Origin of the sequence: Catenulispora sp. GAS73 (assembly GCF_041262085.1) — a bacterium.
GTDB lineage: Bacteria > Actinomycetota > Actinomycetes > Streptomycetales > Catenulisporaceae > Catenulispora.
In genome coordinates this window covers 203820-224187 of the sequence record NZ_JBGCCM010000019.1, presented here as the reverse complement: position 1 = coordinate 224187, position 20368 = coordinate 203820, and the positions used below count along the sequence as shown (strand labels likewise).

The 20368-nt window shown below is 71.5% G+C and carries 19 protein-coding genes; 8 read left to right on the top strand and 11 right to left on the bottom strand.

Annotation, left to right across the window (positions count from 1 at the left end; all coding sequences use genetic code 11):
• Positions 1 to 55: 55 nt before the first annotated feature.
• The gene (locus tag ABH935_RS28030) at positions 56 to 2440 is read right to left on the bottom strand and encodes a discoidin domain-containing protein (RefSeq protein WP_370380917.1); all 2385 of its coding nucleotides are present in this window, start codon (positions 2438 to 2440) and stop codon (positions 56 to 58) included.
• Between the two features lie 151 nt (positions 2441 to 2591).
• Here ABH935_RS28030 and ABH935_RS28025 point away from each other — a divergent pair, with 151 nt between their 5' ends.
• The gene (locus tag ABH935_RS28025) at positions 2592 to 3179 is read left to right on the top strand and encodes a suppressor of fused domain protein (RefSeq protein WP_370380916.1); all 588 of its coding nucleotides are present in this window, start codon (positions 2592 to 2594) and stop codon (positions 3177 to 3179) included.
• A 76-nt stretch (positions 3180 to 3255) separates the two neighbouring features.
• On the opposite strand, the gene ABH935_RS28020 is transcribed toward ABH935_RS28025, so the two are convergent.
• The gene (locus ABH935_RS28020; protein WP_370380915.1) at positions 3256 to 3870 is read right to left on the bottom strand and encodes a DUF4352 domain-containing protein; all 615 of its coding nucleotides are present in this window, start codon (positions 3868 to 3870) and stop codon (positions 3256 to 3258) included.
• Positions 3871 to 4004: 134 nt separating this feature from the next.
• Here ABH935_RS28020 and ABH935_RS28015 point away from each other — a divergent pair, with 134 nt between their 5' ends.
• Genes ABH935_RS28015 through ABH935_RS28005 form a run of 3 tightly spaced genes read left to right on the top strand, consistent with a single transcriptional unit; the run spans position 4005 to position 7989 of the window.
• Complete coding sequence (locus ABH935_RS28015; protein WP_370380914.1) at positions 4005 to 5873, top strand: N-6 DNA methylase; 1869 nt, start codon at positions 4005 to 4007, stop codon at positions 5871 to 5873.
• 59 nt (positions 5874 to 5932) lie between these two features.
• The gene (locus ABH935_RS28010; RefSeq protein ID WP_370380913.1) at positions 5933 to 6496 is read left to right on the top strand and encodes a hypothetical protein; all 564 of its coding nucleotides are present in this window, start codon (positions 5933 to 5935) and stop codon (positions 6494 to 6496) included.
• On the top strand, positions 6493 to 7989 hold the full coding sequence (locus ABH935_RS28005; protein ID WP_370380912.1) for a protein kinase: 1497 nt from the start codon (positions 6493 to 6495) through the stop codon (positions 7987 to 7989). Before ABH935_RS28010 ends, ABH935_RS28005 begins: the two co-directional genes overlap by 4 nt.
• Positions 7990 to 8126: 137 nt before the next feature.
• Here the strand turns inward: ABH935_RS28005 and ABH935_RS28000 are convergent, their stop codons facing one another.
• A complete protein-coding gene (locus ABH935_RS28000) occupies positions 8127 to 9092 on the bottom strand; it encodes a LysR family transcriptional regulator (protein WP_370380911.1) in 966 nt (321 codons plus the stop codon).
• 295 nt (positions 9093 to 9387) lie between these two features.
• On the opposite strand from ABH935_RS28000, the gene ABH935_RS27995 reads away from it, so the two are divergent.
• The gene (locus ABH935_RS27995) at positions 9388 to 9897 is read left to right on the top strand and encodes a hypothetical protein (protein WP_370380910.1); all 510 of its coding nucleotides are present in this window, start codon (positions 9388 to 9390) and stop codon (positions 9895 to 9897) included.
• Positions 9898 to 9908: 11 nt separating this feature from the next.
• On the opposite strand, the gene ABH935_RS27990 is transcribed toward ABH935_RS27995, so the two are convergent.
• The 7 genes from ABH935_RS27990 to ABH935_RS27960 all read right to left on the bottom strand — a co-directional run bounded on the left by ABH935_RS27990 (position 9909) and on the right by ABH935_RS27960 (position 17279).
• Positions 9909 to 11111: an acyl-CoA dehydrogenase family protein gene (locus tag ABH935_RS27990; RefSeq protein ID WP_370380940.1), complete on the bottom strand. Its 1203-nt coding sequence runs from the start codon at positions 11109 to 11111 to the stop codon at positions 9909 to 9911.
• Positions 11112 to 11281: 170 nt separating this feature from the next.
• Positions 11282 to 12250, bottom strand: coding sequence for a GAF domain-containing protein (locus tag ABH935_RS27985; RefSeq protein ID WP_370380909.1), 969 nt, complete (start codon positions 12248 to 12250; stop codon positions 11282 to 11284).
• Positions 12247 to 12867 carry an ATP/GTP-binding protein gene (locus tag ABH935_RS27980; RefSeq protein WP_370380908.1) on the bottom strand — a complete coding sequence of 207 codons (621 nt, stop codon included), beginning with the start codon at positions 12865 to 12867 and terminating at the stop codon, positions 12247 to 12249. Before ABH935_RS27980 ends, ABH935_RS27985 begins: the two co-directional genes overlap by 4 nt.
• On the bottom strand, positions 12848 to 13219 hold the full coding sequence (locus ABH935_RS27975) for a DUF742 domain-containing protein (RefSeq protein WP_194916744.1): 372 nt from the start codon (positions 13217 to 13219) through the stop codon (positions 12848 to 12850). Before ABH935_RS27975 ends, ABH935_RS27980 begins: the two co-directional genes overlap by 20 nt.
• Complete coding sequence (locus tag ABH935_RS27970; RefSeq protein ID WP_370380907.1) at positions 13216 to 13650, bottom strand: roadblock/LC7 domain-containing protein; 435 nt, start codon at positions 13648 to 13650, stop codon at positions 13216 to 13218. Before ABH935_RS27970 ends, ABH935_RS27975 begins: the two co-directional genes overlap by 4 nt.
• Positions 13647 to 15995 (bottom strand): ATP-binding protein, encoded by a 2349-nt coding sequence (locus ABH935_RS27965; RefSeq protein ID WP_370380906.1) that lies wholly within the window; start codon positions 15993 to 15995, stop codon positions 13647 to 13649. The genes ABH935_RS27970 and ABH935_RS27965 overlap by 4 nt, the downstream gene beginning before the upstream one ends.
• 618 nt (positions 15996 to 16613) lie before the next feature.
• Entirely contained in the window at positions 16614 to 17279 is a 666-nt protein-coding gene (locus ABH935_RS27960; protein WP_370380905.1) for a dienelactone hydrolase family protein, read from the bottom strand.
• A gap of 73 nt (positions 17280 to 17352) precedes the next feature.
• Here ABH935_RS27960 and ABH935_RS27955 point away from each other — a divergent pair, with 73 nt between their 5' ends.
• The 3 genes from ABH935_RS27955 (at position 17353) to ABH935_RS27945 (ending at position 19346) form a co-directional block, all read left to right on the top strand.
• The gene (locus ABH935_RS27955; protein ID WP_370380904.1) at positions 17353 to 18279 is read left to right on the top strand and encodes an alpha/beta fold hydrolase; all 927 of its coding nucleotides are present in this window, start codon (positions 17353 to 17355) and stop codon (positions 18277 to 18279) included.
• 113 nt (positions 18280 to 18392) lie between these two features.
• Positions 18393 to 18665 carry a hypothetical protein gene (locus tag ABH935_RS27950; protein WP_370380903.1) on the top strand — a complete coding sequence of 91 codons (273 nt, stop codon included), beginning with the start codon at positions 18393 to 18395 and terminating at the stop codon, positions 18663 to 18665.
• A 141-nt stretch (positions 18666 to 18806) separates the two neighbouring features.
• Positions 18807 to 19346, top strand: coding sequence for a hypothetical protein (locus ABH935_RS27945; protein WP_370380902.1), 540 nt, complete (start codon positions 18807 to 18809; stop codon positions 19344 to 19346).
• Between the two features lie 99 nt (positions 19347 to 19445).
• On the opposite strand, the gene ABH935_RS27940 is transcribed toward ABH935_RS27945, so the two are convergent.
• Positions 19446 to 20075 carry a hypothetical protein gene (locus ABH935_RS27940; protein WP_370380901.1) on the bottom strand — a complete coding sequence of 210 codons (630 nt, stop codon included), beginning with the start codon at positions 20073 to 20075 and terminating at the stop codon, positions 19446 to 19448.
• Between the last annotated feature and the right edge of the window lie 293 nt (positions 20076 to 20368).

Here is a 20368-nt window from a genome sequence, read left to right as displayed (position 1 = left end):
AGCGGCGGGCCGGAAGTCACGCACTCCCCGCCCCGCCCCGCCGCTGTGCGATGCGTCAGCTCGCGTAGACCTCGAACTCCGACACCTGCCCAGCCGGCCACCCGGTGTTCGCGGTGAACGTCAGCCGCACGTAGCGCACGCTGCTCGCCGCGAACGTGATCGTGACGGTGTTGCCGGTCGCCGGATCGAAGAGATACCCCGCGGAGCCGACCAGCGTCGAGGAGGCGCTGCTGTCCGCCCCGCCGCTGACCGTCAGCGTCTGTGTCCGCGCGCCCCACGCCGTAGCCGGCGGCAGCTTCAGCACGATCCGGGACACCGACGTCACGGCTCCCAGGTCGACCATCAGCCACTGCGGGAAGGCGTTGTCCACGCTCTCCCAGTACGTGTTCGCGTTGCCGTCGACAGTGTTCGACGACGCGTAGTTCTGCGTGTGGCCGCTCTCGGAGGTCGCCTTGCCGAGCGCCAGGTTCGAGTTCGCGGCGGCGTCCGTCGTCGCCGACACCGAGGCCGAGGACTGCGACAGGTTTCCGGCCGCGTCCGTGGCCACGACCGTGAACGTGTACGTCGTGGACGGGGACAGCCCGTTGACGGTGGTCGACGTGGCGGTCGTGGTCAGCGACGTCGTGCCGTTCACCCGCACCTGGTAGCCGGTGACCCCGACGTTGTCGGTGGACGCGGTCCAGGACAGCGACACGCTGGTCGAGGTGTGGCCGGCGACGGTGAGGTTGGTCGGAGCGGTCGGCGGCGTGGTGTCGCCGCCGCCACCGGTGGGCGCGAAGACCTGGAACTCCGAGAGCTGCCCGGCCGGCCAGCCGGTGTTCGCCGTGAAGGTGGCTCGCAGGTAGCGGGCGGAGGCGGTGCCGACGTTGACCGTCACCGTGTTGCCCGTCGACGGATCGAAGGTGTAGCCAGCGGGGCCGGCCAGCGTGGTGAAGGTCGAGCCGTCGGTGCTGCCGGCGAGTGTCAGGGTCTGTGTGCGCGCGCCCCACGACGCCGGCAGCTTCATGACGACCGATCCGACCGACGCCGCCGAGCCCAGATCGACCTGGAACCACTGCGGGAACGCGTTGTTGACGCTCTCCCAGTAGGTGTTCGGGTCGCCGTCCACGGCGTTCGCGGGCACGAAGTTCTGCGAGTTGCCGCTGGCGGAGGTCGCCTTGCCCAGGGCCAGGTTCCCCGAGCCGCCGCCGGAACTGATCACCGGCTGCGTCGGCCGGGTGGCGGTCAGGGCTATCTGCCCCTTCAGCATCCGGCCGCCGTCGGCGGTGAGCCGCAGGTAGTAGTCCGACGAGCAGGCGGTGCCGTCCTCGTCCAGGGCCAGCAGGCCGGAGCCGGTCGGCGACATCGACTGGTTTTCCGCCGTCTTGGCGATCTGGTTGCCCTCGCCGAACTCGTCGAACATCGAGACGTAAATGCTCTGCGTCCCGGCGCGGGCCATGTTGTAGAACTGCCGCCACATGAAGTCGCCGTGCACGCGCTGGCGCCCCGAGACGTCGCCGGGCAGGACGCACGGCTGGTAGTCGACATTGTTGGCGGTGCAGTCGGCCAGGTCCGGCACCGTGTAGGTGGTGTAGGCGTTGTCGGAATCGGCTGCGGTGCCGATCGCGCCGACCATCCACGGCGAGAGCATGTTGAAGGCGTGGTAGACGCCGCTGTAGCCGGCGCGCGAGCCGCCGGTGCCGGTGCGCCACTCGCGGGGCACGCCGCCCATCACGTAACAGCCCTGGTTCTTGAACCAGGTGATCACGTCCAGACAGGTCGGGGCGTCCCAGGGGTGGTTGGCGTCGTTGAAGCCGAAACCCCAGATGCCCACGACCGGCTGGCCGCTCTGGCGCGCGTAGGCCGACGAGGCGGTGAGCGCCGACATCTTGGTGGTCCAGTCGGCCTTGATCTCCGACTGCATGTTCGTCCAGCCGGTGACGTCGTACATGATGTAGAACTTGCGGGCGTGGGTCTCCGCGGACGAGCGCACCTTCGTCGCCATCGCGTCCCGGGTCGGGCCCTCGGAGCTGTTCGGGTTGAAACGCTGCAGCGCGGCCGTGTCGCAGCCGTTCTGCTGCATCCACAGGAAGTGGGTGTCGACGGTCTGCTGGTCGTAGGACGAGAACAGCGTCGCGGGCTGGCCGTTGCCGAGGTTCGAGTACGCGGTCTGATACGTGTGCGTGTACTCGCGCATGTCCGGCCACGCCTTGATGACGTTGTTGGACGGCGACGGCGTCTGCGACCAGTTCTGCGACCAGTGCCACCAGCCGTTGATCGGCGCCCCGTCGCCGGCGCACGCGAACCACCCCTGGTAGCCCACGGTGATCTTGCCGACGACGTCGCCGGCCGGGCTCGCCGCGCTCGCCGCCGGCGCGGCCAGCAGCTCCGGTCCGGCGAGCAGGGCCGCGGCCGAGCCGGCCGCGGCGGTGGTGAGGAATCTTCGGCGTGTGACCGTCATGGGCGTATCTCCTCGGGACTGGCTTGACGCTCTTCCGACAGGGAGGTGCAACTTTCATACGGGTCATAGTTATACGAGAGTGAGACTCTTGCAATATCTCGATAACTTATGAGTAAGAGCTCGAAGACAGACCCCGGTGTAGGTTCGCTCCATGTCTGCACCTCCGGTCCTGCGCGACGTCTACAGAACCCTGATGGAACTCCGCGGGGACGCGGCCGCCTCGATCACGTTCGAAGACGGCCCGGGCCCGATCGCCCGGCTCGACGTCTTCATCTACCGGCCCGCCGAACCCGCTGGTCTGACCACGTTCGTGACGGTCGGGATGGCCACCGCGCCGATGCCCGCGCCGGAGGGTCGGGAGGGCGGCCGGGCCGAGTTGTGGCTGTCGCGCTCGGGTGCGCTGACGCCGGAGGACGAGCAGCAGATCGCGATGCAGCTGGCGAATCTGGCCGTGTATCCGTGGAAGACCGGCCGGTCGGTGACCTGGGCCCAGATCGTCGGCTTCGAGCACGACTTCCCGACCTTCCCGGGCTGCGCCGCGGTGTTCCTGGCCGGGCCGCTGTCGAAGGACACGCCCGACTGGCTCGACACCTGCGAGGGCCGGGTGCAGGTGATAACCGTGGTGCCGATCACCGAGCAGGAGCGGGCCGCCGCGTCCTCCGTGCCGCCGATGACCTTCGCCGGCAACCTGCTCGACTCCCGTGATGTGTTCACAGCGCCTTCCCCGGCGGGGGCCTGAGCCCCGTCACCCCGACCCGAACGCCTGACGGCCCCGACTCGGTGAGACCGAGTCGGGGCCGTCGCGTTCCGGCAGGCTATTCGCCGAGGTCTATGTAGGTCTTGTCGCTGCCGAGGTCGGGCATGAAGCTGAACTGCAGGCCCTTGGAACCGGCCGGGACCTCGAAGGCGACCGGGCCGCGCAGCGACTTGCCGGCCGCGATGTTCCCGTCCGGAGGGTTCCCGTCGACGCCCATGACGATGGTCTCGTCGTAGGTGTGGTTGGTGGAGTCCTTCAGGCCGAGCTGGAGCATGCTTGAGAAGGCCTGCGAATCGCCGCTGCTGTTCGTCACTTCGACGTCGAGCAGGACGTAGGCCTTGCCGGCGTCCGGTTGGTCCAGGTCGTTCGTGTACGGATACGTCACCTTGTGGACGGTCACCGTATAGGCGCCGACCTTCACCTGCTGGCCGATCTTGAAGGCGCCGCCGGCCGCCGGCGCCGAGGACTTCGACGTCGCGGCCGCCGAGCTTGAGGTGGTGGTCCCGGCCCCGCCGACGGCGGCGGCCGACGTCGTCGAGTCCTGGCCCACCACCGAGGCCTTCGAAGAGCTCTGGCACGCCGAAGTCGCCATGGCCAGCGCCGCGGCCAGGGCGATCGCGCCGAGGCCGGTCCGCACCGGGCCGCGAGCCGGGCTGAGGTGTTCACGCGTCATCTGTGTACTCCTGGATTCGATGGCTTCGTTCGTGCGCAGAGCGAGAGAATCATATTGCTGTGAACACTGTCAACAGACAGTTCCTTGGCACGGACGGCTGGCGCTTGTGAACACCGGCCGGTTAGGCTGCGGCCATGACGGAGCAGACCGAAGTCACCGCCGCGCAGATCGCCCGCCTCGCCGGCGTCGGCCGCGCCGCCGTGAGCAACTGGCGGCGGCGGCACTCCGGCTTCCCCGCCCCGGTCGGCGGGAGCGACACCAGCCCGACGTTCTCGCTGGCCGAGGTCGAGCGGTGGCTGCGGGCCGAGGGCAAGCTGGCCGAGATCCCGGCCGGCGAGCGCCTGTGGCGCGCGGTCGACGGCGCCGGCGGCGGCGAGGCCGGGACGGCCGGGGTGCTCGCGACGCTGGGTACCGCCTTGGCAGCCGGCCGGAAGAAGCCGGCCGGAGTCGATCCCGACCTCCTGGGTCAGGCCACTGAGATCGCCGGTACGACCGGCGCCGACGCGATCTTCGAAGAGCTTCTCGGTCGCTACCTGGATGCCTACGCCCGCGATCGCGACACTGGCTCGGCGACGCCGGCACTGGCCGCCCTGATGGCCGCCGTGGCGATGCCTCGGGACAGCGCAGACAAGGCCGTCGTCTATGACCCCTGCTGCGGAGCGGGAACGCTTCTGCTCGCGGCCGAGGCTGCGGGCGCGGGCGCCGAGTCGATCGTCGGCCAGACCGACGACGCCGCCCTCGCCACGCTGGCCGCGGCCCGGCTCGCGGTCGCGGCGGCCGGCAGCCGCCGCGTCGTCGAGGTCTCCCCCGGCGACGCGCTGCTCGCCGACGCCCACCCCGGCCTCGAAGCCGACGCGGTGCTGTGCCAACCACCCTCCGCGCAGCGGGACTGGGGCTATGACGAGCTCGCCTACGATCCGCGCTGGGAGTTCGGCATGCCGCCGCGCGCCGAGGCCGAACTGGCATGGGTGCAGCACGCGGTGGCCCGGCTCCGGACCGGCGGCACCGCCGCGGTCCTGCTGCCGCCGGCGGTGGCCGCGCGCCGGCCGGGCCGCCGGGTGCGGGCGGAGCTGCTGCGGCGCGGGGTGTTGCGCGCCGTCGTCGGGCTGCCGGCGGGAAGCGCGGCGCCGTATGGGCTTTCGCTGCATCTCTGGGTACTGAAACGCCCCGCTCTCGCGGATCCCGCACCGAGCCGGGTGCTGTTCATCGACCATACCGACGCCGACCGCTCCGAGCGCGTGCCGTCCGCGTCGGCCGCCGAGCGGATTCTGGCTGCCTGGCGGGCTTTCGACCGGGATCCCGAGGCGTTCGAAGGCGAATCAGGGCTCAGCGTCGCACTGCCGATCATCGATCTGCTCGACGACGCCGTGGACCTCAGCCCGGGGCGCCACGTGCCGCGTCCCGACACCGGTCTGGGCTACGGCAGGCTTCTGGAGTACCGCACAGCGGCTCAGGACGTGCTGGACCGTCTGACCGACCTCCTGCCGCCGCTGGGCACCGAAGCGGCGCCTGCCGCCACCTGGCCGCTGACCACCCTCGGCGATCTGGCCCGGGCCGGGGCGTTGAGCATCGGTGGCGACGCCGAGATCGCGGTCGGCGACATCGTGGTGCCGGTCCTGGGCGGAGCGCTCGGCCGGGCGTGGGTGGTCGGCGAGGGCGACGCGGCCGTCGGCACGCTCCCGGGGCGTGGGACGGCCGTGGTCCGGACCGACCCGGCGCGGTTGGACCCGTGGTTCGTCGCGGGATATCTGCGCAGCGACGCCGTGGCCCGGCAGGCGGTGAGCCACGCGTCCACCAGCAGCCGCATGGACCTGCGCAAGGCGCCGCTGCCGCGGCTTCCGCTGGAGCGGCAGCGCGGCTACGCCGAGACGTTCCGGAGGATCGCGGAGTTCAGCGACGTCCTGCGGCAGGCCGCCGACGCGGGTGAGCGGCTGGTCCAAGGCGTCACCGACGCGCTTGCCGAGGGCACCGTGGTCCCCTCCGCCGGCGAGGGACAGCCCTGACCCCGAGGGTGTTCACACGGGTGGTTCGGCGCTGCCAACGTCAGTAATCTGAGCGCACTATGAGCGCTCCCCAACCGCCTTCGGCCTATTACCCGCCGCCGTCAGCGGCCGTGCGGGCCGGGTCGTTCGTCGCCCGCGTGCTGTGGACGGTGATCCCGGTCGTGTCGGTCGGGCTGCTGGGCTGGGTGCCTGCGGTGCACGTCGCGCGGCGGCGGCGCACTCCGGCCTCGTGGTGGTGGCTCGCGGGCATGGTGGCCGGGATGGTCGGCGAGTGCGTCCTGGTGTACCTGGTTCCCGGCGACAAGCACGGGAACGCGGAAGCCGGGGCCGGAGCGTTCGCCCTCAGCTACCTGATCACGGCGACCGTGTACGCCTGGCGCGGCTGCGGCCCCGGGCCGGCACGCCGCCGACCGGAGGCAGCGCCGTACCCGAATCCCTATCCGCACCCGGGGTACGGCAGCGCCGCGTGGCCGCCTGCCGCGTTCGGAAGCGCGCCGTCGACCCCGTATCCCGCGCCGGTCGTCCCGGCGGTCCCGGCGGCGGCCGCACACGCCATGGCCGCGGAGATCCAGGCCGATCTCAGGGAGCTACGAGGCTTCCTCGGCGGCGAGGACGCCCGGTGACCCGGGGCCGGGTGATCGCCGGCCGCTACCGTCTGGACGTCCCGCTCGGCCGCGGCGGCATGGGCGAGGTGTGGCGGGCCTACGACGAGCGTCTGGACCGGCACGTCGCGGTCAAGCTGATCGCGGCCGACGCCGCGCGTCAGCCGGACCGGCCGACGCCGGCCAAGCGCTTCTCGCGGGAGTGCCGGGCCCTGGCCCGGATCGACCATCCGGGCGTCGTCGCCATCCACGACGCCGGGGTGGACGGGGATCCGGACAGCGGCGAGCTGTACCTGGTGATGCAGCGGATCGACGGCATGAGCCTGGCCGACTTCGTCGCCGAGCGCGAGAACGTGCCGTGGCCGCAGGCGGCGGCTCTCGGTGCACAGATCGCGACCGTGCTGGCGGCGGTGCACGCGATCCCGGTGGTGCACCGGGATCTGAAGCCGGGCAACGTGATGCTGCGTCCCGACGGGACCGCGGTCCTGCTGGACCTCGGCATCGCGGCGGTCTTCGACCCGGATCTCAGCAAGCTGACGCGGACCGGCGAATCCCTCGGCAGCCCCGGCTACATGGCGCCGGAGCAGGCGTCCTCCGGGATCGCCGGACCGGCGAGCGACCTGTACGCGCTGGGCTGCGTGCTGCACGAAGTCCTCACCGGCCATCCGGTCTTCAACGCCCCGACGCCCTACGCGCTGTTCGCCAAGCACGCGACCGAGCCGCCGACGCCGGTCCGTACGCTGCGTCCGGACGTCCCGCCGGTGTTGGAGCAGCTGATTCTGGAGCTGTTGGCCAAGCAGCCGCAGTCGCGCCCGGCGTCGGCGCACGAGGTGTACGGCCGCCTCGCGGCGATGCTGCCGAAGGGACCGGCCGACTCCGCCGACCTTCCCTTCGACCCCTTCCGGCCGTTCCACTCGCCGATGGCACCGCCGCCGGGCCCGGTTCCGGCGCCGGCTCGTGCGGTGCCGGCCGCCGAGCGCGGCGGCGGCCCGGAGGTCGACCTCGCGACGGCGCTGGCCGAGGCGGAGCGGCTGGTCGGCGAGGGCAGCTACGCCCCGGCCGGGCAGATCCTCGGCTCGGCGCTGACCTTCGCGCAGCGCAAGCACGACCCGCACGGTCCCGTCGTGCGCGCTCTGCGCAAGCAGTACGCCAAGATCCTGATGCTCGACGGCCGGTCCGACGCGGCGCTGGCCGAGTTCGACCGGCTGGCTCGCACGGCCGCCGCCGATCACGGACCGGGCAGCGACGAGGCGCTCGGCTTCCGCTACCAGGCCGCGCAGTGCCGGGAGCAGACCGGCGACGTGGCCGGTGCGCTGGCCGAGTACCAGGCGATCCTGCCGGCGTACGCGGCACTGCCGAACCACGATGCCGGCAAGGCGCTGGCGATGCGCGACCGGATCGGACGGCTGTCGGTCGCGACCGGGCAGCCGCGGCACGCGTGGGGCGGTGCTGATGGGGGTGTTGATGGGGGTGCCGCAGGATCAGGAGCGGATGCCGGGTCCGCAGCATCCTGACACGCTCGCGATGCGGGGTGTGGTGCGGCAGATCGGTGGCCTGCCGCAGAGCCGGTGAGGCGCGGCCGTCCAGCGCTGCGTCAACACCTCGGCGCTGCGTCACCAGTTCGGCGCCGCGTTCCCGGCGCGACGCAGGATCACCGGCTCGACGCCGGCGGCATCCCCGGGTCGTGCAACCGCCGGATGATGATGTCACGCTTGTGGATCCCCGTCTCCACCAGCTCCTCGGCGCGCATGAGCGAGCACGCGGCGACGGCGATCGCGACCGCCTCGGCGCCCGGAGTGGCCCGGTGGATGGCCCGGGCGATGAGCGAGCCGGGCACCGGCAGGTCAAGCACGGTGCAGTTCTGCAGCCAGTCGGCGTGGAACCGCGGCGCGACGACGGCGCCCAGGCCCGCGGCGGCCATGATCTCCAAGGTGCCCGGGGTGAAGGCCAGGTGCTCCCGCGAGGGCACGATGCCGTGGAGCTCGGCCAGCCGGCGGAAGCATCGGCCGCGGGCCGTCCCCGGCAGGGCGGTGATCCAGGGTCTGCCCGACAGGTCCGCGGGACTGGCCGGGACATCCCAGGAGCTCGGGACGGCGATCCGGTACTCGTCCTCGATGAGCACGCGGGACACGTAGCCGGGAGGCAGCGGGAAGGCGGTGTCCCGATCGTCCGCGACGAGCATGATGTCCACGCTCCCGGCGCGCAGCATCCGCAGCCCCTCGGCTTCTTCGACCTCGATGATCGTGGGCCGCAGCTCGGGGTGCCGCTCGGCCAGCACGGACACCGCGCCGGCGGCCACCAGCACCGTCCCGCCCGGCGCGACGGCCATCGTGACCGGCCCGGCGACCGTGCCGGTCAGGGTGGTCAGCTCGCGCTCGGCGTCGGCCAGCGAGTCGCCGATCCGGCTCCCGGCGCGGGCCAGGATCCGGCCCGCCTCGGTCAGTTCCAGCCGTCCCGGGCCCCGGTCCACCAACGCCAGACCGGCTTCCCGCTCCAGCTTCGCCAGCTGCTGGGACACCGCCGAGGGCGTGTGCCCGAGCCGGCGGGCGGCCTGGGCCAGGCTGTCCGTCTCCGATATCGCCTGAAGCAGGAGCAGGCGGCGCGGGTCCAGATCCATGCGTCCATTAGCGCTGCTACATGGGCCGCTAAGCAAATCTCGGGGCCGTTCTCTGAGACGCTGTGCAAGTCTGACGGCCATGACGCGGATACATTTTATCCCGTTCGTCGGGATCATAGGCATAAGTGCCGTCGCACTCGCCGGGTGCGGCGGTTCGTCGGGGACGACGGGCTCGGCAATCGCACCGAGCCAGAGCATCACTGCGGCGGGGAACAGCAATCAGAGCACCGCGGCCCAGCCCTCTGCGACGGGGACCGCACCGGCTGCCGGCACCGTTCCCGGCGGCGGATGGGTGTTGTCCGCCCCGAAATCCATCTTCGGCTTCGCCCAGATCCAGCCCCAGGCCGCCACGCTCGGCACGATCCAGTCCGAACTCGCCAAGGGCGCCGCGCCGCTCGGGGTTACCGGATCACAGGTCATGGCGGTCTACGACGACCCGGCTCACGACGTCTACCTCATCTTCGCCGGCTACAACGGCAGCGGCTTCGTACCGGACAAGATGAAGCCGGTCTTCGACGTCGCCCCGCTCTACACCACCGACGGCACAGGCGACCACCTCGTCGAGAACCACGTGATGATCGATGCGGGACCGCACGGCGGCCAGGCAGGCTGCGTCTCCAGCGCGATCCAGTCCGGCGGCCTGGCCGCGGAGAGCACCGTCTGCGTGTGGATGACGGCCACCACGATGGGCACCGTCACGTACTACCCCAAGCCGGACCACCAGCAGATGGTGTTCGGCACCGGCCCGGAGGTCCTGGGCAAGGTCATGCGGGATCTGCGGCCTCTGGTCGAGCACCAGTCCTGAGCCGGATTCCGTCACACCAGCCCGGAATCCCGCACCCGCACTTCCTTGGAGAACCGCGCCGACCACTGGCCGCGGTCGACGTTCAGCGCCGCCTCGGCCAGGCGCAGCCGCTGGATGTCGGCCGTGCCGGCGGGCGCGAGCACGTGGTAGGCGTCGCGCAGGTAGCGCTCGATCCGGTACCGGGTCTGCAGGCCGCGGGCGCCGATGATGTCCATCGCCGCGCGCGCGGAGTCGATGGCGAACTCGACGTTGACCAGCTTGGCGTTCATCAGCTCCGTATCGCAGGGCAGGCCCTGGTCCAGTAGGTAGACGGCGTGGTACGCGGCCAGGCGCGCGGTCATCAGCCGGGACTGCATGTCGCCGAGCCGGACCTTGATCGAGGAGATCTCGTGGATCGGGGCGTCGTAGAGCCGGCGCTGCCGGCAGTAGTCCACCGTGTCCTCGACGATCGCCTGGTGGATGCCCAGCGCAACCGCGGTGAGGTTCGGGCGCCCATAAAGAGTGCTGGACGAGTAGGCCACGTCCAGCCCCTCGCCCTCTTGCCCGAGTCGGTTCTCCACGGGTATTCGGCAGTTCTCCATGACGATCTCGCCGAAGCTGAAGCCGTGCAGGCCCATGGTCGGGTCCAGCGGTTCCAGGCGGACGCCGGGGCGGTCGTACTCGACCAGGAAAGCGCTCAGGCCCTTGGAGCCGGGGCCGGTGCGGACCACCACGCCGTGGACGTGCCCGACGTGCGAGTTGCCGACGAACACCTTGCGGGCGTTCAGGATGTAGTGGTCCCCGTCGCGCACCGCGTTGCCGGACATGCCCAGCACGTGCCCGCCGGATTCCGGCTCGGTCACCGCGATGGTGGGCAGGCAGTTCCCGGTGGCGATCGGCGGGAGCCATCTTCGGCGCTGCGCCTCGGTGCCGAAGTGCAGGATCTTGGCCACGCCGAGCTGGGACGCCTGGGCCATGGCGCCCATCGCCGCCGAGACCCGGGACAGCTCCTCGATGATGATGGTCTTGCCGAGGTGCCCGAGTTCCATCCCGCCGTACTCGACCGGGATGGTCGCGCCGATCCAGCCGCGCCGGGCGATCGCCGCGGAGAGCTCGTGGTCGACCTCGCGGGAGTCCTCCATCTGCGCCACCCGCGGCCGCACGTGCTGCTCGGCGAAAGCCCGGACCTCCTCCCGCACCGCCTCATGCCGGTCGTTGGTGAAGACCTGGTTCATGAGTGCTGACACCGACTCTCTCCTCACCGCTGTACGGCGTTTCCGCGCGGGCCCGATCGTGATCGAAGAGCGCGCCAGCACTCATACCTATCACGTGATCATCGCCTGGCAATACAGTGTCCTGGCTCGTATATGCCGTGCCCCTCCGGGGTACGTGTTACTCCTGAGATTCAGATTGTGTCCGCAAGGTCCCCGATGTCCGAGGCGAGCGTTCTGGCCCGGCTCAGGACGGTTGCGCCGTCACTGTCCCGCAGCCCCAGAGTCAGCACCGCGGCGTCGTGACCGGGGACCCGGACCGGGACCGCGGCGAAGACCACCGAGCCGGTCGCGGGCTCGTTCAACGGGATCGGCGCGGTGGCCGCCGGCTCGCCGCCGCGGTCCAGGTGCTCGATCACCGCCAGGATGCCGACCGGCGCGAGGTGCGGGTATGCCTCGGGAGCCGGCGTGCCGAGCATCTCCACGACGCCGAAGAGCTGATCGTGCAAGGTGTTCGCGTACAACACCTCCAGGCCCGGACGCGCGGCGATCATCGCCGTCCCGCCGACGCCCTCCAGCACCCCGGCGATTTTCTGCCGACCGCTGATTTCCGCCAGCACCTCGTCGCGCGCCGCCTTCAGGACCTGGAGGCCCTGATTGCCCCAGGAATTCCCCTCTGCTTCACTTCGGGGCGCCGGGTCGATCGCGCACACGGTGCCGATCACCGTTCCGTCGTCGTCGATCAGCGGCACGCCGATGTAGCTGCGCACGCCGAGCTCGTCCACCACCGGGTTGCCGCGGAAGCGGGAGAACTCGAAGACGTCGTCCAGGGTGAGCGCGGCCTTGCGGCCCACGACGTGCACGCAGAAACCCTGGTCCATGTCCATGAACCGCCCCGGGTCGCCCAGGAACGCCGGGTCGCCGCTGGCCGGCTCCTTGCCGTACAGACCCACGAAGTACTGCCCGGACTCGCCGACCAGGTTCACCATCGCCGCGGTGGCGCCGGTGGCCTCGGCCGCCCTGCGCGCGACCTCGTCGAACACCGAGTCCGGCGTGCTGGCCAGGCCCAGTTCGCGCTGGCGCGCGGCGCGCGCGGAGGCGTCGGAGGGCGCCGGCCGGCCCAGCCGCAGGGCTGGGGTCTGGAAGTCGTCGCGCTCTGTCATATGTAGCTTCCTTCATGCGCGGCCAGCTCGGGGGCGGAGGGCCGGACGGTCCGGTAGTCGGTGCTCTGCAGGTGCTTCACCAGCGCGATGAGGACGTTCACGGCCGAGGTGCGCGAGCGGGCGTCGCACATCACCACCGGGACCTCGGCGCGCAGCTGGAGCGCTTCACGCACTTCGACCGCGGTGTAGGCGAACTGCGCGCCCTCGAACTCGTTGACCGCGACCAGGAACGGGATCCCGCTGCGCTCGAAGTAGTCCACGGCCTCGAAGGAGTCCTCGATGCGGCGGGTGTCGACCAGCACGATGACGCCGAGCGCGCCGATGCACAGCTGGTCCCACATGAACCAGAACCGCTCCTGGCCGGGCATCCCGAACAGGAACAGCACGTACTCGTTGGCGATGCTGATCCGGCCGAAGTCCAGAGCCACCGTGGTGGTGGTCTTGCCGCCGGTGAGCGCGATGTCGTCGTAGCCGACGCTGGCCTCGGTGATCGTCGCCTCGGTCTTCAGTGGCGCGATCTCGGAGACCGCCCCGACCAGCGTGGTCTTGCCGACGCCGAAGCCGCCGGCTATCAGGAGCTTGAGACCGCCGGGCAGCTCAGAGCTTGTAGAGGGCATCCAGCACCTTCTCCAGAAGGTCTGTGCTCGGCCGGGCCCGTTCGAAGACGGGCACGGGCGCGCGGGTGTCTATCGCGCGCCAGCCGAGCAGGTCGGACAGCAGGATCTTGGTCACGGCCAGCGGCAGCCCGGACAGCGCCGAGACCTCGGCGACCGAGATCGGCCGGTCGCACAGGCTCAGGATGTCGTCGTGGTCCGGGCCCAGGTCGCCCAGGGCCCGACCGGTGGCCACCACGTAGGTCACCAGGTGGAAGTCGGCGTTCGGCGCCGTCCGGCCGCCGGCGACCGCGTACGGCCGGATGAGCCGGCCGGCCGCGGAGTCGACGAAGGCATCGGGATCGCTCCGGCTCACGACCGGGCCCGCGCCGCTGCCACCGCCCCGTCCGCGGCGCCGCGCGGGGCCGTTTGCAGTTCCCGTTCGACGGCGGTGACGCAGCGGTTCATCTCGAACCCGATCTGCCGGGGGTCGGCCCCGCGGTCGGCGAGCACCCCGATGCAGGTGCCGGGCCCGGCGGCGCCGACGCACAGGAACGCGCCGTCCAACTCCACCACGACCTGGCGCACGCTTCCGGCGTGCACGGTCCTGCCGATGGCCGTGACGATGCCCCACATGCCGCTCTCGGCGGCGGCCAGGGTGTCGGCCTCGTCCTTGGTCAGACCGGTGGTGTACGCGCGGACCAAACCGTCCGTCGACATCAGCAGCACGCTGCGGGCGGCCGGGATGCTCTGCAGCATCCGGTTGATCAGCCAGCTGAGATTCTCTTCGGTCTGGTTGCTGCTCACTGGTTCCACTCCTGACGGTTCGCGGTGGTGCGATCGTGCTGCGAAGGGTCCGGTCCGGCCGCCGGGGGGTCGGCCGGCGCGGTACCCGAGGACAGGCCTTGCCAGAAGTCCGACATCATCGTCGGCGACAGGGCGCCGGCGTCGTGCGGCCGGCTCTCCTGTCCTTCAGCCTGGATCAGGCGCGCGGAGATGTGGCCCTGGGGGGTGCGGCGGCGCAGCTGCGGGCGGCCGTCGGGCAGCAGGCCCGGCTGGGGCTGCTGGCCCGGCTCGCCGGCCGGCTGCTGCGGCTGCGGCTGCGGCGCACCGGCCTGGGACCACGGCGGCGCGCTGGCACCCGGGCCCTGGCCCGGGTACTGACCGGCCGACGGCGGCGGGTACGCGGCGGAGCCGGTGGGGCGCGGCACCGGCGCGGCCTGGACCGGCGCGGGGCCGCCGGTCGCCGTCGGCGGGGTGGTGGAGGGCCACTGCGGCTCGGCCGAGGCCGGCTGCGGCCGGATCGGCAGGCCCTGGGCCGACTGGGAGTAGCTCGGCTGCGACCCGGACGGGGCCATCGAGGGCGCCGAGGCCGACTGCGGCTGCGACTGCTGGGACGACCGCGGCTCGGCGGGCCAGACCGAGGTCGCCGGGGCCGGGCGCGACGGCTTGTCCGCGACGGTCGGCGAGGTCGGCGCGGTCGACAAGGCCTCCCAGCCGGAACCCGAGCCCGACGCCTCGTCGGTCGCGTTCGTCGACGTCGACGTCGACAACGCGTCCCAAGAAAAGCCCGAGCTCGACGCTTCGGACCCGCCGACCGGCGCCGCCGGCAACGGCGGCACGGCGGCCCATGACGGCCCCGACGAGCCCGAGGACCCGGATGACCCGGCCTGCGCAGCGTCCTGCGACGTCGCCCGCACGGAGTTCTGCTGCCCCAAGCGGTACGTGTCGTCGGCGGTCGGCAGCGGCGGCACCTGCGAGGTAGCCGGTGCGGGCAGCGGCGGCATCGAGGCGGCCACCGGGGACAGCGAGGCGGCCGAACTCGGAGCGGCGGCGGGCGCCGGCGGGGCCGCGTCCGGCAGCGAGACCAGCGCGGGGCGGGCCGGCAGCTGCGTGGTGTCGATGCCGCGGCGGGGCTGGCGGTTCTTGTCGGCGGGCAGCTCCTCGGTCGCCAGCAGCGCGTCCGGGATCACCACCAGGGCCATGGTGCCGCCGGTGACGTTCGGCGCCAGCTCGACGGCGATCCCGTGCCGCTGGGCCATCTTCGCGACCACGGACAGGCCGATGCGGCCCTGCGAGAGCAGGTCCCTGACGTTGGCGCCGGAGGGGTCGCGCAGCAGGGTGTTGAGCCGCCGGAACTGGTCCGGCTCCATGCCGATGCCGTGGTCGTTGATCTCGATCGCCAGACCCGCGGACACCCGGTGCGCGCCGACGGTGACCTTGGTGGTCGGATTCGAGTAGTTGGTGGCGTTCTCGACCAGTTCGGACAGGATGTGGATGACGTCGGAGACGGCGTGGCCGTGGATCCGGCCCGGGGCCCGCGGGATGACCTGCACGCGCGGGTAGTCGGGGGTCTCGGAGACCGCGGAGCGCTGCGCGACGGTGACCGGCACCGGATGCGTCCACTGCCGCTGCGGGAGCGCTCCCACCAGGACGCCGATGTTCTCGCCGTACCGGCGGACCTGGGTGGCCTGGTGGTCGATACCGAACAAGGACTTGAGGAGCTTGGGGTCCTCGACCTCGTTCTCCAGCTCGTCGAGCCGGTTGATCTGCTGCAGCACCAGGGTGAGCAGCCGGCGCACCAGCTGCGCGAAGATGACCTGCAGGTCCACGCCCTCGTCGGAGATGGCCGACGGACCGGCCGCGGCCCTGGTCGCCGCGGCCAGCGTCGCGGCCGCCTCGGTCGCGTTGGCGACGACCTGCGGGGACATCGGGGGCGGCGGCGGAGCCTGCGGCGGGACCCGCTGCGGCAGCGGGGCCGGAGCCGGAGCGTGCTGCGGCATCGGCGGCTGCGGCTGGTGCGGCGCCTGACGGCGCTCGGGTTCGGGGTAGGACACGAATTCGGCCGTGCGGCCCGGACGCCCGGCGAGGGCGAGGGTGGCCACGACGACCGCGAGTATCAGGGCGCCGAGCACGTAGACCGTCGTCATCGTGCCGCCGCTGACGCGGTAGCCGGCCGAGTGCGCGCCGTTCACCACGATGACGATCGCCGCGGCCGCGAGCACCGCGGAGAAGACCGAGGGGGCCACGATCCAGGCGGTCGGCCGCCGGCCGGCGGCCCGGCGCTCGGGGGCGGCGCCGAAGGCCGAGTGCCGGCCGGGTGCGCCGTGGCCGGGACGCGGTGCCTCCTGGACGCGGTCCGCCGCGGTCACCGGACGTCACCACCGGTGTGGCTGCGACTGCGAGCAGATACGGAAGCCATATGCCAACCCTACGTTCTGAGTCGATTACGAAGTGGATACCGGCTCGAATTCGAAGAACATATCAGAAACCTGACAAAGATGTGCCATGATCGACCCTGAGCCCATTACATCAGCAGACGCGCGCGAGGCGATATCTGAGGGCGTGGATAAGGGTTTCACGCCGCGCGCGCAGGTACCCGCGCGAGGACGGACCGCCGGGTCCGCGGGGGTTCGTCAGCGCCGGATCATACGCCGCCGGGCGGATCGCGAGGGGCCGCAGGGGCGGCGTACCGGTGAACGACACACCCCGCGGCCCATGCTCCGCACACAAGTTCCCACCCACACCCTTACCAACGCGCGAACCCGCGATCGGTTACGCGGGCGGCTTCAGCCTTGCGGGCTTCGGCGGGTTCGAACAGGTTCGAGGCGTAAAGACTTCGGAAAACCGGCTACGCGGCCGGACAAACCTTTGGGACGCCTATATACAGACCTCTGATTTGCGACAAGCGGCAGATTGGTCTGGACCACGGGAGAAGATCGAGGTGGGGCGGCGGAAGTGACAAGGTTTCATCTTCGCCGCCGCCGGAATCACGCCTTGGTGAAGGATTCCAGCCGCTGCCACGCGTCCGCGGCCGCCGCGGTGTGACCTGTCTCACCAAGATGGTCGTACTCGTAGAAACCGTGCGGCTGATCGGGATAGACGGCGATCTCGTGCGGCCGCCCGGCCGCGGTCAGCTGAGCTTCGAAGGACTCCGGCACGGAGACCGGGACCGCCTCGTCGCTACCGCCGAACAGGCCGAGCATCGGGACACGCAGGGCACTGATGAAGTCGTCCGGCAGCGCCTCGGCGTGGCCGTAGGCACCGATCCACGGGCAGAACGCTATGACCCCGGCCAGATCGGCGCCGAGCACCTCGGACGCGACCGTGCCGGAGTAGAGCGCATGAGCGCCGCCGACACAGAAGCCCGGGGTGTAGGTCGGGCCGGTACCGAAGGTGTCGAGATAGGCGATGGCGGCGGCGATATCGGTCAGCACGTTCTCGCGGCGGGCCTCGGCCATGTGCGGCTCGTGGTCGAAGTCCTCGCCGTGCGGGCCCACGCCCGCGGTGCGGCCGTAGTAGTCGATGGCGACGACGTCGCAGCCGGTACCGGTGAAGTGGCGCGCGAGGCTGACGTAGTCCCCGCGCAGACCGCCCATGTCGGGCAGCAGGATGATGCGGCCGCCGGAGGGGTTCTCGGCCCGGGATGTCTTCACGATCTCCGACACGTCAACGTGTTTTCATCGCAGAGCAGGGTCCTGATGGTCTGACCCCGAGTACCGTGGCCTGGTGAACAAGCGGTCACTAGTGGTCGGCGGACTCCGGATGAACGTGGTCGAGGCCGGCACCGGGCCCGACGTCGTGCTGCTGCACGGGTTCCTGAACCACTCCTACTCCTGGCGGCACCAGGTCCGTGACCTCGCCGCCGCCGGCTACCACGTGCTCGCGCCGGATCTGCGCGGCTACGGCGAGACCGGCAGCCCGCGGGACGCCGGCCAGTACTCGGTGCTGCACCTGGTCGGGGACGTGGTCGGGCTGCTGGACGCGTACCGGATCGAGCGGGCGACCGTGGTCGGGCACGACTGGGGGTCGGTGCTGGCGTGGAACACCGCGCTGATGCGGCCCGACCGGGTGCGCGGCGTGGTCGGGATGAGCGTGCCGTATGTGCCGCGCGGGGATGTCAGCCTGCTGACCACGATGCGCGAGCGATTCGGCGACTCCTTCTACATGCAGTACTTCCAGGAGCCCGGTCCAGCGGACCGGGAGCTGGCCCGGGACGTCCCGGCGACGTTCCGCGGCGTGTTGGGATCCGGGTCGCAGCCGTGGGATCCGGTCGTCCCGGAGGGCGGCGGGTGGCTGGATCGCCTGCCGGACAAAGGGATTCCGGACTGGCTGTCCCCCGCCGATCTCGACACGTACGTGGCCGCGTTCGAGCGGACCGGGTTCACCGGAGCACTCAACTGGTACCGGAACATGGAGCGGAACCACGAGCTCACGGCCGCCTGGCAGCACGCGCCGATCCAGGCCCCAGCACTGTTCATTTACGGGACGCGCGACGCGTTCAGCCGCTACGCGTCCGCGCTGATCGACGATCTGCCGAGCCACGTGCCGGATCTGCGGGGCGTGGTGCGGATCGACGCAGGGCACTGGGTTCAGCAGGAACGGCCCGATGAGGTGACGGCGGCGCTGGTCGACTTCCTCGACCGCGATCGCTGAGCTGAGGGCGCCTGCAGGGTGCTGAGATTTGGTGTCGGGGGGCGATAGCCTTCCCTCTTCCACCGGTCCGCGCCAGGGCTCGCCCCCGGCGCCCCTACCCCAGGAGCCGCGCAATGGCCCAGGTCAGGCTGCCGCGTCAGCGTTCGTCGGAGACGGTCAGCGTTCTGGTCGGCGGGTATGCCGGCCGGGTCACGGTGGTGCGGCCCGACGACCGGCCACCGCAGGTGTCGCTGATGGCCGGGGCTCACGGGTCGACGGTCGCGGGGTTCGCCGACGCCATCGGGACCGCGATCAGCTTGGGGCTGGCGAAGGGCGCCGGGTTCGACGACTACCGGGTCGCGCTGGAGCTGCTGGGGCTCAGCGCCGAGCAGCTCGGTCGAGGGTAAGGCAGCACCGCCCTCAGCCGCCTCCCCTCCACCCACCTGCGTTCCACCCGCCTTCCACCCCCGGATGGAAGCGACTCCAACCGGCCGCCTGCGAATCTTGCGATGTCAGCAAGAACGGGCAGGTCAAGAGGGGAAAAGACAATGGACGCCAGCGTGTGGATCGTCAACATCGCGGTTCTGGCCTCGGTGCTCGGCACCGACCTGGGACGCCGCAGGGTGGGGACGGGGCGGCTGCTGCGGCCGGCGATCGTGGCCGCGGTGATCGTCCCGCTGTATGTGAAGCACCCGGCCACCTCCGGGAGCGGGCTGGTGCTGGAACTGGCCGCGGCGGCCCTCGGGCTGCTGCTCGGGCTCGGCGCCGCGGCACTGCTGAAGGTGCACCACGACCCGAAGGACAACACCGTCTACACCAAGGCCGGGGCCCCGTACGCGGCGCTGTGGACCGCGGTCATCGGCGCGCGGCTGCTGTTCGTCTACGGCTCGAACCACTGGTTCAACGAGCAGCTCGGCCGGTGGATGGTCCAGCACCAGATCTCGGTGAACGCGCTGACCGACGCGCTGGTCGTGATGGCGATCACGATGCTGCTGGGCCGGACCGGGACGCTGGCGGCCAAGCGGCGGGCCGCGCTCCTCGGGCACGCCACCGGGGCGGCGTCGCGCAGCGCGCAGACCGTGCGGTAGCGCCGGGTGTGACAGCTCAACTGAACATCTCCCTTCCGAGGCCGCCGGGCATCTTCGCCCGGCGGCTTCGGGGTGCGTGGGGCCTGACCGTCGGAGCGCTCACCCCGGTTCAGGCTCCCGGCGGGCACGCCAGGCGTAGACGCCCAGGCCGCCGACGATCGCCGGCGCGCCGAGGATGAGCACCATCGCCTCGACGCCGCGGCGGGTGTCGTCGTCGGTCTTCACCAGGAGCTGGCGGGACAGGCCGCAGACCGGGACGTCGTCCGGGCCGCGCTGTGCGCAGGCGGAGATCGAGTACCAGGCCATGGCGGCGGAGGCGCCGGGACCGGAGCCGTCGATCACGTCGCTGGGGCCGCTGAGCGGCTCGGGGGCCTCGGCCAGGTCCTGGACCGTGCCGGCGGCGATCCGGGCCCGGATGTCCACCGACTGGCCGGGGACGAGGTCCGTGGTCCAGGTCGGCATGGAGGATGTCGCCGATGTCGCTGATGTCGGCGATGTGCCGGCTGCGAGGCCGGCTCGCAGGACGTGGAAGCCGGGCGGGAGCATCGCTGTGACCGCGACGTGCCGGTAGGGCACGCTCGCGGCGTCGTGCAGCTCGATCGTGTAGTCGATCGCCGCGTGCTCGTCCGCGGGAGCGCCGCCGCCGAGGACCGCGATCGTCACGCCGGCCGCCGGCGCGGGGGTGGCGTCCGCCGCGGCCGAGGCGGCCGCGGGCCCGAGAAGCGTCATCGCCGCGACCGCACCCACCCGGAGCAGTCTCGGCCCGCCTATGGCGCTCACCGGATCGGGCCGTCATGTCGGAACCAGCGTTCGAGCGCCTGGTCGCGTGGATCGCGGGGCAGGACCGGCAGGACCGGCGGGACCGGGGAGGGCGGCACGGGCATGTGCGGCACCATCCTTTCGCATCGCTCTGATGTGCGACCGCCGGGCGGCGGCCACCCGTGACGAGCCTGCAAGCCCCGGCGGCGGCCCGCATCCGCAGCGAGGCCGCACGAGGGAACGGATAGGCGAAGACGTGTTCG

Coding starts and splice junctions, on each gene's coding strand:
- ABH935_RS28030 (WP_370380917.1), bottom strand. CDS start 2,440: ATGACGGTCACACGCCGAAGATTCCTCACCACCGCCGCGGCCGGCTCG.
- ABH935_RS28025 (WP_370380916.1), top strand. CDS start 2,592: ATGTCTGCACCTCCGGTCCTGCGCGACGTCTACAGAACCCTGATGGAA.
- ABH935_RS28020 (WP_370380915.1), bottom strand. CDS start 3,870: ATGACGCGTGAACACCTCAGCCCGGCTCGCGGCCCGGTGCGGACCGGC.
- ABH935_RS28015 (WP_370380914.1), top strand. CDS start 4,005: ATGACGGAGCAGACCGAAGTCACCGCCGCGCAGATCGCCCGCCTCGCC.
- ABH935_RS28010 (WP_370380913.1), top strand. CDS start 5,933: ATGAGCGCTCCCCAACCGCCTTCGGCCTATTACCCGCCGCCGTCAGCG.
- ABH935_RS28000 (WP_370380911.1), bottom strand. CDS start 9,092: ATGGATCTGGACCCGCGCCGCCTGCTCCTGCTTCAGGCGATATCGGAG.
- ABH935_RS27990 (WP_370380940.1), bottom strand. CDS start 11,111: ATGAACCAGGTCTTCACCAACGACCGGCATGAGGCGGTGCGGGAGGAG.
- ABH935_RS27985 (WP_370380909.1), bottom strand. CDS start 12,250: ATGACAGAGCGCGACGACTTCCAGACCCCAGCCCTGCGGCTGGGCCGG.
- ABH935_RS27980 (WP_370380908.1), bottom strand. CDS start 12,867: ATGCCCTCTACAAGCTCTGAGCTGCCCGGCGGTCTCAAGCTCCTGATA.
- ABH935_RS27950 (WP_370380903.1), top strand. CDS start 18,393: ATGGCCCAGGTCAGGCTGCCGCGTCAGCGTTCGTCGGAGACGGTCAGC.
- ABH935_RS27945 (WP_370380902.1), top strand. CDS start 18,807: ATGGACGCCAGCGTGTGGATCGTCAACATCGCGGTTCTGGCCTCGGTG.
- ABH935_RS27940 (WP_370380901.1), bottom strand. CDS start 20,075: ATGACGCTTCTCGGGCCCGCGGCCGCCTCGGCCGCGGCGGACGCCACC.